13 protein-coding genes are annotated in these 14,893 nt (G+C 63.4%); 4 read left to right on the top strand and 9 right to left on the bottom strand.

What is annotated here, in order from left to right:
• Window positions 1-11 precede the first annotated feature (11 nt).
• The 4 genes from GOW72_RS15670 to GOW72_RS15655 form a co-directional block, all read right to left on the bottom strand.
• A complete protein-coding gene (locus GOW72_RS15670; protein WP_170367500.1) occupies window positions 12-1,196 on the bottom strand; it encodes an amino acid aminotransferase in 1,185 nt (394 codons plus the stop codon).
• Complete coding sequence (sseA, locus tag GOW72_RS15665) at window positions 1,196-2,050, bottom strand: 3-mercaptopyruvate sulfurtransferase (protein ID WP_170365657.1); 855 nt, start codon at window positions 2,048-2,050, stop codon at window positions 1,196-1,198. Before sseA ends, GOW72_RS15670 begins: the two co-directional genes overlap by 1 nt.
• Window positions 2,051-2,130: 80 nt before the next feature.
• Window positions 2,131-2,400, bottom strand: coding sequence for a CBU_0592 family membrane protein (locus tag GOW72_RS15660; RefSeq protein ID WP_170343184.1), 270 nt, complete (start codon window positions 2,398-2,400; stop codon window positions 2,131-2,133).
• Between the two features lie 22 nt (window positions 2,401-2,422).
• Window positions 2,423-2,986 (bottom strand): helix-turn-helix domain-containing protein, encoded by a 564-nt coding sequence (locus GOW72_RS15655; protein ID WP_170343185.1) that lies wholly within the window; start codon window positions 2,984-2,986, stop codon window positions 2,423-2,425.
• A 105-nt stretch (window positions 2,987-3,091) separates the two neighbouring features.
• Between GOW72_RS15655 and ilvD the strand changes: the two genes are divergently transcribed.
• Window positions 3,092-4,924, top strand: a complete 1,833-nt coding sequence (gene ilvD / locus GOW72_RS15650; protein WP_170367499.1) for a dihydroxy-acid dehydratase — start codon at window positions 3,092-3,094, stop codon at window positions 4,922-4,924.
• Between the two features lie 129 nt (window positions 4,925-5,053).
• Here ilvD and GOW72_RS15645 read toward each other — a convergent pair whose 3' ends face one another.
• Entirely contained in the window at window positions 5,054-5,872 is an 819-nt protein-coding gene (locus GOW72_RS15645; protein WP_170367498.1) for a sulfotransferase family protein, read from the bottom strand.
• A gap of 143 nt (window positions 5,873-6,015) precedes the next feature.
• Between GOW72_RS15645 and GOW72_RS15640 the strand changes: the two genes are divergently transcribed.
• Window positions 6,016-7,593 carry a DUF5928 domain-containing protein gene (locus GOW72_RS15640; RefSeq protein ID WP_170367497.1) on the top strand — a complete coding sequence of 526 codons (1,578 nt, stop codon included), beginning with the start codon at window positions 6,016-6,018 and terminating at the stop codon, window positions 7,591-7,593.
• A 44-nt stretch (window positions 7,594-7,637) separates the two neighbouring features.
• Here GOW72_RS15640 and amaB read toward each other — a convergent pair whose 3' ends face one another.
• Both amaB and GOW72_RS15630 read right to left on the bottom strand, forming a co-directional pair.
• Window positions 7,638-9,137, bottom strand: coding sequence for an L-piperidine-6-carboxylate dehydrogenase (gene amaB, locus GOW72_RS15635; protein WP_425328553.1), 1,500 nt, complete (start codon window positions 9,135-9,137; stop codon window positions 7,638-7,640).
• Between the two features lie 17 nt (window positions 9,138-9,154).
• Window positions 9,155-10,261: a saccharopine dehydrogenase family protein gene (locus GOW72_RS15630; RefSeq protein WP_170367495.1), complete on the bottom strand. Its 1,107-nt coding sequence runs from the start codon at window positions 10,259-10,261 to the stop codon at window positions 9,155-9,157.
• A 245-nt stretch (window positions 10,262-10,506) separates the two neighbouring features.
• On the opposite strand from GOW72_RS15630, the gene GOW72_RS15625 reads away from it, so the two are divergent.
• Window positions 10,507-11,505: a substrate-binding domain-containing protein gene (locus GOW72_RS15625; RefSeq protein ID WP_170367770.1), complete on the top strand. Its 999-nt coding sequence runs from the start codon at window positions 10,507-10,509 to the stop codon at window positions 11,503-11,505.
• Here the strand turns inward: GOW72_RS15625 and GOW72_RS15620 are convergent, their stop codons facing one another.
• The gene (locus GOW72_RS15620) at window positions 11,506-12,639 is read right to left on the bottom strand and encodes a Gfo/Idh/MocA family protein (RefSeq protein WP_170367494.1); all 1,134 of its coding nucleotides are present in this window, start codon (window positions 12,637-12,639) and stop codon (window positions 11,506-11,508) included. It lies immediately after the preceding gene.
• A 43-nt stretch (window positions 12,640-12,682) separates the two neighbouring features.
• Window positions 12,683-13,786, bottom strand: coding sequence for a Gfo/Idh/MocA family protein (locus GOW72_RS15615; protein WP_170367493.1), 1,104 nt, complete (start codon window positions 13,784-13,786; stop codon window positions 12,683-12,685).
• 96 nt (window positions 13,787-13,882) lie between these two features.
• Between GOW72_RS15615 and GOW72_RS15610 the strand changes: the two genes are divergently transcribed.
• Complete coding sequence (locus GOW72_RS15610; RefSeq protein ID WP_170367492.1) at window positions 13,883-14,887, top strand: PfkB family carbohydrate kinase; 1,005 nt, start codon at window positions 13,883-13,885, stop codon at window positions 14,885-14,887.
• Window positions 14,888-14,893 lie beyond the last annotated feature (6 nt).

Below are 14,893 nucleotides of genomic sequence, written 5' to 3'. Positions count from 1 at the left end.
AATGCCTTATCTCAGACGCCGACGTCGATGATGGCCTTGGCCAAGATCGGCACGGTGGCCTCGTTCAACCCGGCAATGTTCATGCGGCTGTCGCCGACCATGTAGATGCCGTGCTCGACCCGCAGCTTCTCGACCAGCTCGGGCGCGGCGCCCAGGCGCGAGAACATGCCGCGATGCTGGGCCAGGAAGCCGAACCGGTCCGATCCGCTCAACCGCTGTAGCTCGTCCGCCAACTGGCGGCGCAGGCCCAGCATCGACAGGCGAACCTCCTCCAATTCGGCCATCCAATCGGCGCGCAGGCCCTCATCCATTAGGATCGTAGTCACCACGCGCGCGCCGTGATCCGGCGGGAACGAGTAGTTCTGGCGGTTCAGAAAGGCCAGCGTGCCCTGGTTCAGGGCGGTCTGGCCCGTATCGGCGCTGACGGCCATCAGCAAGCCGGTCCGCTCACGGTAGACACCGAAATTCTTCGAACAGGACGCCGCGATCAGGCATTCCTTGACCGACGCAGCGACAAGCCGGGTCGCCTGCGCATCCTCGTTCAGACCGTCGCCAAAGCCCTGATAGGCGATGTCGATCATGGCGACGAGACCGCGATCGTTGATCAGGTTCACCACCTCTTGCCACTGGACCATGTTCAGGTTGGCGCCGGTCGGGTTGTGGCAGCAGCCATGCAGCAGCACCACGTCGCCCGCCTTGGCGGTCTTGAGGTCCTCGATCATGCCGTCGAAATCGACGCCACGGGTTTCCTCGTCGAAATAGCGGTAGGCGACGGTTTCGATGCCCAGATAGTTCAGGATCGAGATGTGGTTCGGCCAGGTCGGGTTCGACACGAACACCCGGGCCGAGGGGTTGGCCATGCGGATCAGCTCGAACGCCTGGCGGCAGGCACCGGTGCCGCCCGGGGTGGCCACGGCGGCGATGTTGGCGCGCGGCACGCTGGTGCCGAGGATCAGGCTGATCATCGCATCGGCATAGACCGGATCACCGGCCAGCCCGGTATAGGCCTTTGAGTCCTGCTCTTCCCAGATCCGCTGCTCGGCGGCCTTGACCGCCCGCATCACTGGGGTCACCCCATTGGCGTCTTTGTAGACGCCGACACCCAGATCAATCTTCTGCTCGCGCGGGTCCTCGCGATACATCTGCATCAGGGCCAGGATCTTGTCGGCTGGCTGCGGCTTGAGGTTTTCAAACATCAGGAGTCTCCGGTTGCGACGGGCAGGGTCGGGAAGGCGCCCCATTCGGCCCAGCTGCCGTCATAAAGCGAATGGTCTTTCTTGCCCATGCGCTCGAGCGCAAGGCTGAGGATCGCGGCGGTCACGCCTGACCCGCAGGTGGTGATGGCGGGTTTCGACAGATCGACGCCTGCGGCTTCGAACACCGCGCGGCAGTCCTCGGGCGATTTCATGGTGCCATCGGCATTCAGCAATTGTCCGAAGGGCACGTTGCGCGAACCGGGGATGTGCCCCGCCCGCAGCCCCTCGCGCGGTTCGGGCTGCGATCCGGCAAAACGGTCGGCGGCGCGGGCATCGATGATTTCGTGATCGGCCAGCTTGGCGGCGGCTGAGACCTGGGTCACGTCGCGGACCAGGTGGTTCTGCACCCGCACGGTCATGTGGCGGTCGCGGATGACGGGGGGCAGATCCTCGATCTCGCGCCCTTCGGCAACCCATTTGGGCAGGCCGCCGTCCAGAACGGCGATGTTCTCTTGCCCCATCAGGCGGAACAGCCACCAGACACGCGCCGCCGAGAACAGGCCCGCGCCGTCATAGACCACGACCTGATGACCGTCGCCCACGCCCATGGCCCGCAGGCGCGACATGAATTTCTCGACCGGAGGCGCCATGTGCGGCAGGTCCGAGCGGTGGTCCGATATCTCGTCGATGTCGAAGAACCTTGCGCCGGGAATATGTCCTGCCTCGTATTCGGCGCGGGCGTCGCGCCCCTGCTGGGGCAGGTACCACGAGGCGTCGAGGATCCGCAGATCCGGGTCCTTGAGGTGGGCGGCAAGCCACTCGGTGGAAACCAGGGTTTTTGGATCGTCCAGCATCAAAGCCTCCCCTTTACGCGCAGGGATTTCCCTATACGCGCAAGGGTGCGGGTTCAAGGCTGGATCGGGTCCCTGCGGCCCTATCGCGCCCGTCGCAGGCGGAAATGCTGGATGATGCCGATTACGCTGATCGCGATCCAGAAACTTTCGATCAGCATCGAGGCCAGGTTGAAGTTCTGCAGCAGCGAATAGGCGATCAGCACCGAGCCGACGAGGTTGACCACCGGAAAGGCCAGATCGTCGGAATTCATCATCCGCATCTGTGTTGCGAAATAGGCCGCAACCACGATCAGCGCCCCGAAGGACCCGATGCCATCGGCCAGCGTCAGGCCGTTCAGGAATTCCGCCATCAGGTTGTCCCTTTCCGCCGTATCACCCGACCGCGGCGGTCGCAGGCCGGTGTCCGTAGTGATGCATGTTCAAGAAGGCCGCGCCCTCGGGACCGGCGCGATAGCCATGCGGCAAGTCGGCCGGAAAGCGCAACCCCTGGCCCGCGCTCAGCGGCACCCATTCGCCGTTCCGCAGCACCTCGAGCGCGCCGCTCAGGACGAAGACTTCCTCGGTCACGCCGGCGGCATGGGCGGGGGATTCGTGGCACTGGTTGGGGTCCAGTTCGACGTGAAAGGTCTCGGCCCCCAGAACCGGGTCGAAGGGAAAGACGATCTTGACCTTCAGACTGCCGGGAAAGGTCACGGTGCGGAACCGGGCCGCATCTGCGGGATCACGCAGGGCGCCGGTTCCGATCAGTGCGCTCAGCGGCATCTGGAACCCCTTGGCGATCTTCCACAGCGTCGCGATGGTGGGGCTTGATTCGCCGCGCTCGATCTGGCCCAGCATGGCCTTGCTGACTCCGGTCAAATCGGCCGCTTTGGCCAGGCTCAGCCCCGATGCCGCCCGGACGTCTCTGAGTTTCAGGGTGATGTCGTCCGATTCCATGGCCAAGTCCCGCGATTTACCTTGTGCGTTATAACGCACATGTGCTACGTGCGCTATAACGCACGCAACACTGGTTTTGCAACCGGGCAAAAGGGAAACAGCATCATGCCAATGTACCGATCCAGAACTTCGACCCATGGCCGCAACATGGCCGGTGCCCGCGGCCTGTGGCGCGCCACCGGGATGGGCGACGACGATTTCGGCAAGCCGATCATCGCCATCGTCAACTCGTTCACGCAATTCGTGCCAGGGCACGTCCACCTCAAGGATCTGGGTCAGATGGTCGCCCGCGAGGTCGAGGCCGCCGGCGGCGTGGCCAAAGAGTTCAACACCATCGCCGTCGATGACGGCATCGCCATGGGCCATGACGGGATGCTGTATTCGCTGCCCTCGCGCGAGATCATCGCCGACAGCGTCGAATACATGGTCAACGCACACTGTGCCGATGCGATGGTCTGCATCTCGAACTGCGACAAGATCACCCCGGGCATGCTGATGGCAGCGATGCGCCTGAACATCCCGGCCATCTTCGTCTCGGGCGGGCCGATGGAGGCCGGCAAGATCGACATCGCCGATCTGGATGTGAAGAAGATCGACCTGGTCGATGCCATGGTCGCCGCCGCCGATGACAAATACACCGACGAGCAGGTCAAACATATCGAAGAAAACGCCTGCCCCACCTGCGGATCGTGCTCGGGCATGTTCACCGCGAACTCGATGAACTGCCTGGCCGAGGCGCTGGGTCTGGCGCTGCCGGGCAATGGCTCGACTCTGGCCACCCATGCCGACCGCAAGGAGCTGTTCCTGGAGGCCGGCCGCCGCATCGTCGAAATCACCAAGCGCCACTATGAGCTGAACGAAAAAGGCTTCCTCCCGCGCGAGATCGCGACCTTCGAGGCCTTCGAAAACGCCATGAGCCTGGACATCGCCATGGGCGGCTCGACCAACACGGTGCTGCACCTGCTGGCCATCGCGCATGAGGGCGGAGTGGATTTCACCATGTCCGACATGGATCGGCTGAGCCGCAAGGTGCCCTGCCTGTGCAAGGTCGCGCCCAACACCGAAAACGTCCACATGGAGGATGTGCATCGCGCGGGTGGCATCTTCTCGATCCTGGGCGAGCTGAGCCGCGCCGGTCTGCTGCATGACGACTGCTGCACGGTGCATTCGGCCAGCATGGCCGAGGCCATCGCCAACTGGGACATCACGGTGACCAACAACCCCAAAGCGCAAGATCTGTTCAAGGCCGCCCCCGGTGGCGTGCGCACGACCCAGGCGTTCAGCCAGTCGAACCGCTACAAGGAACTGGACACCGACCGGGCAAACGGCGTGATCCGATCCAAGGACCATGCGTTCAGTCAGGATGGCGGTCTGGCCGTTCTGTTCGGCAACATCGCGCGCGACGGCTGCATCGTGAAGACCGCAGGTGTGGATGAGAACATCCTGAAATTCACCGGCACCGCCTATGTCTGCGAAAGTCAGGACCAGGCGGTGAACGACATCCTGACTGGCAAGGTCAAGGAAGGCGACGTGGTCGTGATCCGCTATGAAGGCCCACGCGGCGGGCCTGGTATGCAAGAGATGCTGTACCCGACCTCGTACCTGAAATCCAAAGGTCTGGGCAAAGCCTGCGCGCTGCTGACCGACGGTCGCTTCTCGGGCGGCACTTCGGGTCTGTCGATCGGGCACGTCTCGCCCGAGGCGGCCGAAGGCGGTGAGATCGGTCTGGTGCAGAACGGGGACACGATCGAAATCGACATCCCAAACCGCTCGATCCACCTGGCCGTGTCCGACGAGGAACTGGCCGAACGCCGCAAGGCGCAGGAAGCGAAAGGCTGGGAGCCGGCGCAGCCGCGCAAACGCAAGGTGTCCACGGCGTTGAAGGCCTATGCAAAGCTGGCCACCAGCGCCGCAAAAGGCGCTGTGCGTCAGGTCTGAACACTGCCGGCCCGTGCAATGCGGGCCGCACTGCCCCCTGACCCCAAAGGGCTCCCGCGCCTGACAGGACCCATCGCCTGCGCCGCTGCCTCCGTCAGTCTTGGGGCGGGAGCGCCCCTGCCTGTGGGATCAATCACCCAGCTTGGCGTGAATCTCATCCAGGTCGATTTCACCTGTCGGCATCTTGTTGGCCGGGTTCTCGAAATCGTATTTGAACAGTTCGAAATCCTGTTTGTAGATCTCATAGACCAGGTGCATCGACAGGTCGTCGAAATAGTCCTCGACCGGGTGCGCACGTTTGGGGCCGTGGCCCTCGGATTCGTTGAAGCGCGGAATTTCGGACAGGGTCACGGGATGCGGGGTTTCCAACGCGTCCAGCACGCCTTGCATCCCGTCGTTGAATTTTTCGGTCCAGAAAATCCGGTCATAGCGCCCGCCATTCACGATGAAGGTCGACACATGCCCCGACATGGCCGACCAGTGGATGTCCGGGTCCATTGGCCGCCGCCAACGGATCGTGTCGCGGGCAAACAGAAGAAACCGGCGGAAACTGGCAATCTGGTCGAATTCGCCCTTGCCGTCCTCGCCCCCGACCTCGATCCCGTAATTGTAGATCAGCGTCGGCACCAGATTGCCCCGGTACCGTTTCCCGTTGCGCTGAATGCCGCAGATCTTGTCGAAGAACGAACTGAGGATCCGCGTGTAGGGGTTGCGCACACAGGTGAAGGCGAACGACTTGTGCCCGCGCACATTGGCCGAGATCACATCCTGGCTGTGGTCAAACGCCCATTTGTGCATCCCGTCTTTGGCGTCGTGGATATCGCCGTCAAAGAACCGACCATGATCCGAGTAATACATGATTTGCCCGATGGTCGAGCAGGCGCATTTGGGCACGACGCGATAGACCATGCTTTCGCTTTCGGTCATCCATGTACCGGGAAATCCCATCTGCCATGCCTCCTTAGCCGGCCGAGTCTCAAGGTGATGCGCCAGCTTTTGACGCCAGAGAAGCAAAAATATTCTGTTTATTCAATCGCTCATCCTCAGTATCACGGTTGGAACCGGGCAGTAACGGACTTCATGCAACGCCAATGGCCAAGATCGCCTACATTCTGCTGTGTCACAAAGACCCTGACGCGATTATCGCACAGGCCGAACGGCTGACGGCCGCAGGGGACTGCATGGCCATCCATTTCGACGCCAGCGCATCCGCAGGAGACTTTGACCGGATCCAGACGGCCCTGAAAAGCAATCCCAATGTGACCTTCGCGGCCAGGCGAATCAAATGTGGCTGGGGGGAATGGTCGCTGGTGCAGGCAACACTGAACGCGGTGCAAGCTGCGGTCGAGGCCTTCCCGCGAGCGACCCATTTCTACATGCTGTCGGGCGACTGCATGGCGATAAAGACCGCGGAATATGCGCATCGGTTTCTGGATGAAACCGACAAGGATTTCATCGAAAGCCACGACTTTTTCGAAAGCGACTGGATCAAGACCGGCATGAAGGAAGACCGGCTGATCTATCGCCACTATTTCAACGAACGCACGCAGAGCAAACTGTTCTATGCCGCCTACGAGGCCCAGAAACGTCTCGGCCTGACCCGCGAGATCCCGGAGGATCTCCAGATCATGATCGGCAGCCAGTGGTGGTGCCTTCGCCGCCGGACAATCGAGATGATCCTGGATTTCCTGCGCCAGCGCCGGGACGTGGTCCGTTTTTTCTCGACCACCTGGATTCCGGACGAGACGTTCTTTCAGACCCTCGTGCGCCACCTGATCCCGAAAATCGAAATCGAAAACCGTACGCTGACTTTCCTGATGTTCTCGGACTACGGGATGCCGGTGACGTTTTACAACGATCACTACGACCTGCTGCTGACCCAAGATTACCTGTTCGCCCGCAAGATCAGCCCCGAGGCGCAGTTGCTGAAGCAGAAATTGGGTGCGCTCTATGCCAGCGAAGGGGTCGCGTTCCAGATCTCGAACGAGGGTCGGAATCTGCACGGATTTCTGACCGGCCGTGGCCGCGTGGGACGCCGGTATGCACCCCGCTTCTGGGAAACCGCCAACACGCTGGGCGCCGATCGCGATCTGTACATGGTCGTCTGCAAGAAGTGGCATGTGGCCAAGCGGCTGATCGACCAGATCGCCTCTGAGACCAACCTGCCCTGCATCGAGTACCTGTTCAACGAGGAAACCGCCCCGCTGCCCGATCTTGGGGGCTTGGAGACCACGCTGGTCAAACGATCCCGGCATCGCAGGGCGGTCACCCGGATGCTGTACGATCACTTCGGCGCCGACCGGCTGCTGATCTGCCTCGATCCCGCCAGTCTGGATATCGTACAGGATTTTTGCTCGGACAAGGCGCGCACGCATGTTCTTGAAATCGAGTGCACCTATTCGGACGCGTATCTTGTCGGCCACGCCCACAGGGTCGGGTTGGCCGGAGAAAACAGCCCAGCCGCAACTGTCGAACGCCTGTTACCGACGATCCGCAGCGATCTGGCCTATGAATACGAACAGTTGCGCGGTGCGGGGATCGAGAGGTTCTTCCGATTGCGTGAAACCGCTGACCCGGCCGAGAACGTGGCCGCGATCGCGGGGTTCCTTGGAGTTTCGGAGGAAACCGCCCAGTCGATCATGCGGCTTGATTACCTGTTCACGGACTGAACGCATGTGTTGGCCCGGCCGCGCTAGGCCGCCGGGCCGGGTTCTCAGATGTCGAACTTCACGCCCTGCGCCAATGGCAATTCGGCCGAGTAGTTCACAGTGTTCGTCTGCCGCCGCATGTAGCCCTTCCAGGCGTCCGAACCGCTTTCGCGTCCGCCACCGGTTTCCTTTTCGCCGCCGAACGCGCCACCGATCTCGGCGCCCGAGGGGCCGATATTCACGTTGGCGATGCCGCAATCGGACCCGGCGGGCGACAGGAACTGTTCCGCCTCGCGCATGTTCAGCGTGAACACGCAAGACGACAGGCCCTGCGGCACGTCGTTCTGCATCTCAAGCGCCTCGTCGAAACCGTCATAGCCCATGACATAGAGGATCGGCGCAAAGGTTTCGGTCTTTACGATCTCGGTCTGGCCCGGCATTTCGACGATCGCGGGCTGCATGTAGACACCGCCCTCGGGCACGCCGTCGGACACGCGCTTGCCGCCGAAGACGGTGCCGCCCTCGGCCTCTGCCGCCTTCAGTGCGGCCTCCATCGCCTGACCCGAGGCCGCATCCACCAGCGGCCCGACCAGCGTGCCTTCGGCCAGCGGGTCACCGATGGGCAGACCGGCATAGGCCTTTTTCAGCCGTGCAACCAGATCGGCACGGATCGAGTTGTGCACGATCAGCCGCCGAAGCGAGGTGCAGCGCTGACCCGCGGTGCCCACGGCCGAGAACACGATGGCCCGCACCGCCATTTCCAGATCGGCCGAGGGGCCCACGATCATGGCGTTGTTGCCGCCCAGCTCCAGGATGCATTTGCCGAACCGCTGCGCCACGATCGGTGCGACCGCGCGGCCCATCCGGGTCGAGCCGGTGGCCGAAATGATCGGCACCGCCTCGCTGGCCACAAGCGCCTTGCCCAGATCGGCACCGCCGATCAGCAGTTGCAGCAGCCCCTCGGGCGCGTCGCCGAACCGGGCCACGGCCTTTTCAAAGATCTTCTGACAGGCCATCGCGGTCAGGGGCGTTTTCTCGGACGGTTTCCAGATCACCGGATCGCCGCAGACCAGCGCCAGCGCCGCGTTCCACGACCAGACTGCGACCGGGAAGTTGAAGGCCGAGATCACGCCGACCGGACCGGCCGGGTGCCAGGTCTCCATCATCCGGTGGCCGGGGCGTTCCGAGGCGATGGTCAGGCCATACAGCTGCCGCGACAGGCCCACGGCAAAATCGCAGATGTCGATCATCTCCTGCACTTCGCCCAGACCTTCCGAGGTGATCTTGCCGGCCTCCCAGCTGACCAGCGCGCCCAGGTCCTCCTTGGCCGCGCGCAGTTCCTCGCCCAGCAAGCGGATCAGCTCGCCCCGGCGCGGGGCGGGCACGGTGCGCCAGGCCTTGAAGGCCGCCGTGGCGCGGGCAAAGACCGCATCCATGTCGGCAACGGGCGTTTCATGCACCCGCGCCAGCACGCGCCCGTCGATGGGCGAGCGGACCTCCAGCGACCCGCCGGTCAGCTCGGCCGCCGTCAGGCCCAGTTTTTCCAGTATGTGTTCTGCAGTCATGACAACGTCTTTCATGTTCAGGCCGCCTTGTTCTGGGGGGTCACTTCGCCAGCGCGGTACAGCTGGCCGAATTCGGTGTTCAGGAAGTCATCCAGCCCGACCTGCTCTTGCCGGACAAAGCCTTGGGTGGGCAGCGCGCCGGTGCGCATCAGGTCGACCACGCCCAGAACGCCGGCGGCGGTGGTGATCTGGATCGCGCTCCAGACCTGGCCGTCGATGGTGCGGGCAAAGGATTTGTTGATCAGGGATTTCTCGCGCAGGGCCTCGTCGATCATGCCCTTGGCCGTGCAATAGACCAGAACCACATCCTGATCGGTGCGCGGCAGCGCGGTTTCAAAGATGTCCTTCAACAGGTCGCGGCGCTGGCCCAGGCCCAGATCGGTCAACAGCAGCTTCAGGATGTCGCGATGGCCGGGATAGCGGATCGAGCGATAGGACACCGCCCGCGCCTTGCCGGCCAGCGTCTCGGGCAAGGTGCCCAGGCCGCCCGAAGTGTTGAAGCATTCGTATTCCACACCGTCATGGCCGATGATCTCGTAATCCTCGAGCGGCGCGGTCTTGACCCGTTCGCCATTCACGATGGCGTCGCAGGGGTTGCAGTATTCGTTGATCAGCCCATCGGTGGACCAGGTCAGATTGTATTTCAGCGCATTGGTCGGATAGAGCGGCAGCGCGCCCACTCGCATGTGCAGGCTGTCCAGCGTGTCGAAGTCGGCCGCCAGTGCGGCTCCCGCTATGCCGACGAAACCCGGGGCCAATCCGCATTGCGGCATGAAGGCGGTGCCGCTGTCGCGGGCCAGTTCGCGCACGGCGTTGGTCGCGGCGACATCCTCGGTCAGGTCGAAATAATGCGCACCCGCGGCCTTGGCCGCCTTGGCGATGGCAGGCGTCAGGAAAAACGGTGCGGCCGAGATCACCGCATCGAACCCCGCAAGCCCCTGTGCCAGCCCGGCTTCGTCGCCCGCGTCGATCTGGCGGGTGGTGATGCCCTGCCTGTTCAACGCCGACAAGGCCGTCAGGTCATGGTCGGCCACGGTTACGGTATAATTGTGCGATTTCTTCAACAGGGCGGCGATCATCTGTCCGATCTTTCCGGCCCCGACGACGCAGATGTTCCAACTCATTGCGCGCCTCCTCCTCTGCTCTGGTTCCAGTATGACCGCGCCGCCGTCCGGGCACAGCAATCGAGTTGACGAAACGGGCGGCTTTTCCGCCATAATGACGAAAATTGAATCATAATGTCGGATCACGGCCGCAGCGTCTTGGAACCTGACGTCAGGGGTGGAAATGCCTTGCAACCGATTGCACCATTTTTGCAATGATGCGACATTCAACAGACCCGATCGACCTCACGAAGGAGACCAGGCAAGTGGGCGTTACGCTGAAGGAAGTTGCGGCCTTGGCCGGGGTGTCGCGGTCGGCGGTGTCGCGCACCTTCACGCCGGGCGCCTCGGTCTCGGCCAAGACCCGCGCCAAGGTGGAAAAGGCCGCCAAGGAACTGGGCTACAGCCCCAACGCGCTGGCCTCGTCGTTGACGACGGGGCGGACCAAGCTGATCGGGCTGATCTCGAACAACTTCCACAACCCCATCTTTCTTGAGGTTTTCGACCAGTTCACCCGCGCCCTGCAGGAACGCGGGCTGCGCCCCCTGATCGTGAACCTGACCGACGAGACCGAGCCCGCCAATTCCGTGCGCATGCTGCGGCAATATTCGGTGGATGCGGTGATCGTCGCCTCGTCGACCTTGCCGCCCAGCTTTGCCAAGGCGTTCCACGATGCCGGCGTGCCGGTGGTGCACACCTTCGGGCGCTCGGCGACCTCGCCCGAGGTGCATGTGGTGGGCATCGACAATGTGGAATGCGGACGCATGGCCGCGCGCGAGTTGGTCTCGCGAGGCTATGCCAGCGTGGGCTATCTGGGCGGGCCGATCGATGCGACCTCGGCACGAGACCGGCAACGGGGCTTTACCGAGGAAATGGCAAACCACCCTCATGTTCCCGTCAGCCACTCTTTCGCCGGGGCCTACTCCTTCGAGGCCGGCCGGGCCGAGATGCTGCGCCTGCTGGCGGGTGACCCGGCGCAGGCCTATTTCTGCGGCGACGACATCCTGTCGATCGGTGCGCTGTCGGCGCTGGCCGACCACGGGCTGAAACCGGGTTCCGACATCGGGATCATCGGCCTGAACGACATGGAGATGTCGCGCTGGGAATACATCAACCTGACGACCATCCATCAGCCGATCAAGCAGATCATCACCGCGTCGGTCGATCTGGTCGAAGAGATGCTGAAAACGCCCGATCGCTACCCCGAGGCGCGGATCTTCCCCTGCCGGGTGATCGAGCGGGGCACGTTGCGGCCCCGCCCCTGATCAACGGAACATCGGCGGGCGCGCGTCCTGCCAGGCGCCCTCGGCCCGGGCCGAGGCCACGGCCGCGTGCACCGCGGCAATCGAGCGGACGCCATCGGCGGCATCGGGCAGCCCATCGCGCGGCTCGCCCCGGATCGCGTCGGCCAGATCGCAATAGATATTGGCTACAGCCAGCGGAAAGCCCTCGGGATGGGCAATCGCCACCCGCGACAGGCGCATCGCGTCTTCATGCAGGCCGCCCTCGCCCTTTTCGATGATCTGGGTTCGTCCACCGACCGGGGTGTAGATCAGCTGGTTGGGGTGTTCGGACGCCCAGCGCAGCCCGCCGGTCTCGCCGAACACCTGGATGTCGAACCCGTGCTGCCGCCCGATCGCCACGGACGAGGTCCACAACCGGCCCACGGTGCCGCCCTCCATGCGGAAATTGACCATCGCGTCGTCTTCCAGCTGGCGGCTGGGAATGGTCGAGGCCATGTCGGCCGACAGCGTCGCGACCTCGTCATCGCAGATGAAGCTGGCCATGTGCAGCGCGTGGATGCCGCAATCGGCGAATTGCCCCGACACACCCGCCATGGCCGGATCATAACGCCAGCGCACGCGCGGATTGTCCGCGTCGGTGGCGTCCCCATGATGGCCGTGGCTGAAATTGGTGACGACCAGGCGCACCTTGCCGATCTCGCCGGCGCGGACCATGGCGCGGGCCTGCCGCACCATCGGATAGGCCGAATAGCAGTAGTTGACCGCACAGATCTTACCCGACTCCCGGGCCACGCGCACGATCTCTTCGCCCTCTTCCACGGTCATGGTCATCGGCTTTTCGCACAGCACGTTGAACCCGGCCTCGAGATACGCCTTGGCGATCTCGAAATGGGTGGCGTTCGGGGTGGCGATGGTTACAAGGTCGATCCGGTTGGGCCGGTCCTTTTCGCCGGCCAGCATTTCCTGCCAGTCGCCATAGGCGCGGTCGGCGGGCACACCCAGCCGCTGCGCATAGGCGCGCCCCGCCTCGGGCCGGTGGTCCAGCGCGCCGGCGGCGAATTCGAACAGGCCGTCGGCCTGTGCGCCCAGACGGTGGGCGGGTCCGATCTGGCTGCCTTCTCCGCCCCCGATCATGCCCCATTTCAACTTTGCCATGGTCTTGGTCTCTCTGCGAACAATGTTGGATTACGTGTCGGGCCTAAAACGTGCTGACGTCCTGCCAACCGCGACTGTCGGCCGAGGCCAGCGCCGCCGCCAGAACCCGGTTGACCTCGTGCCCGTCCCGGAAGGTGGGCCAGTTGCTCCGGCCGGAATGAATGGCGGTCAGAAAATCCTTGGCTTCGATGATGATCTGATCCTGATATCCGGTGCCGTGGCCGGGACCCTGGCAAAAGGGCTCATAATCGGGATGCTCCGGACCGGTCAGGATCTTGGTGAAACCGCGCTGGGCCTCGGGGCCTTCGCGGCGATAGAGCCACAGGGCGTTCTGATCCTCCTGGTCAAACCGGATCGCGCCCTTGGTGCCCGAAATCTCGTAGGCATAACCCATCTTGCGGCCGGTCGCGATACGGCTGAAATATAGGTTCCCCATGACGCCGTTTTCAAACCGACACATCATCTGGGCGTGGTCGTCATTGGTCACTGCACCGCCCGGGCGGGTGTGGTGAACGGTTTCCACATCGGCCATGACCTGCGCGATCGGCCCCACCAGAGCCAGCGCGCCATTGACCATGTGCGGCGCCAGATCGCCGATGGTGCCGTTGGCCATGCCGGTCGTGCGCCAGGTCGCCGGGGCCTCGGGGTCGGCATAGAAATCCTCGGTATGTTCACCGCGGAACCATGTGATGTCGCCAATCGCGCCGTCGGCGATCAGCTGGCGGGCAAACTGGCTGGCCGGGGTGCGGATATAGTTGAACCCGACCATGTTGACGGTGCCCGAGGCCTCGGCCGCCGCCACCATGGCACGGCTGTCCTCAAGCGACGCGCCCAGCGGTTTTTCGCACAGCACCGGCTTGCCCAGCGCCAGCGCCGCCTCGGCGATCTGCCGGTGGGTGGACTGGGGCGATGCAATCACGACGGCCTCGACCACCGGATCTTTGACCAAGGTCTGCCAGTCGGCGGTGGCACGGCGGAACCCGTAGGCGGCGCGGTAGCGTTCGGCACTGTCAAGGCTTGAGGCGCAAATCATCTCGAGCCGCGGTCTGAGCGCGGTGTCGAACACGGCGCCCACGGCGGACATGGCCACCGAATGGGCTTTGCCCATATAGCCGCCTCCGACGATTCCAATTCCGATTTCTCGCATTTTGGGCGGCTCCGAACATACTGATTGCAACCGGTTGCAAAATCAGTATCGTGAGAATCGATCCAATGCAAGGTCCATCGGATCGGCGGGATCAAAATGCCTGGGAGGTACAGTTTGAGTCACTTGATCGACGGCATCAAAGGAAACCGGTTTGCCGTTTTCGGGCGCGCTGGCATGGACATGTTCGCCGATCCGGTCGGTGTCAAAAGCGAACATGCCGACATGTTCCGCGCGGACTTGGGCGGTTCGTCCGCGAATATCTGCGCGGGTCTGGTCAAGCTGGGTAGCCAGGCGTCGCTGATCACCTCTGTCTCGGATGACGCGGTTGGGCGATTCTGCCTCAACAAGTTGCATCACTATGGTGTCGACACCTCTTTCATTCGCGTCGTCGGCGGTGAATACCGCATGTCCTTGGCGGTCTATGAAAGCTGCATCGAGGACTTTCAGAACGTCATCTACCGAAACGGCGCCGTCGATTTTCAGGTCACTGAAGATGACATGGACCGGGTCGACTATGGTCGTTTCAGCGCGGCGATCTCGGCCGGAACCGTGCTTGCCGCCGAACCGTCGCGCAGCGCCACGTTTCGCGCCTTCGACAATGCGCGCAAGGCCGGTCTGCCGGTGATCTTCGACATCGACTATCGGCCCTACAGCTGGCCCTCGGCGCAGGTCGCCGCCGACGTGCTGTCGCGCGCGGGCGAGGCCAGCGACATGATCGTCGGCAATGACGAAGAATTCGGCTTCATGGCCGGTGGGATCGAGAAAGGCTTCCGGAAAGCCTGCGATCTGGCCGAGAAACCCGGCCGCATCGTCATCTACAAGATGGGCGAAAAGGGCGCCGTGACCCTGACCGACGGGCAAGAGATCCACACCGGCATCTACCCGGTCACCGCCGTCAAACCCAACGGCGCGGGCGACAGCTTCATGGCCGGGCTGCTGGCCTCGATCGCGGCGGGCCATTCGCTGGAACAGGCGGTGTTGCGCGGCTCGGCGTGCGCCTCGATCGTCGTGTCCAAACCAGGCTGCGCGCCCGCCATGCCAACCACCGAAGACCTGGACGCTTTCCTTGCGTCCCACCCCGGCCCCACCCCGGCCGGATAGGAGAGC

Source organism: Ruegeria arenilitoris (assembly GCF_013032855.1).
Lineage (GTDB): Bacteria > Pseudomonadota > Alphaproteobacteria > Rhodobacterales > Rhodobacteraceae > Ruegeria > Ruegeria arenilitoris.
Note: the sequence above shows the minus strand (reverse complement) of the source record. Positions and strands in the feature narration are given on the sequence as shown.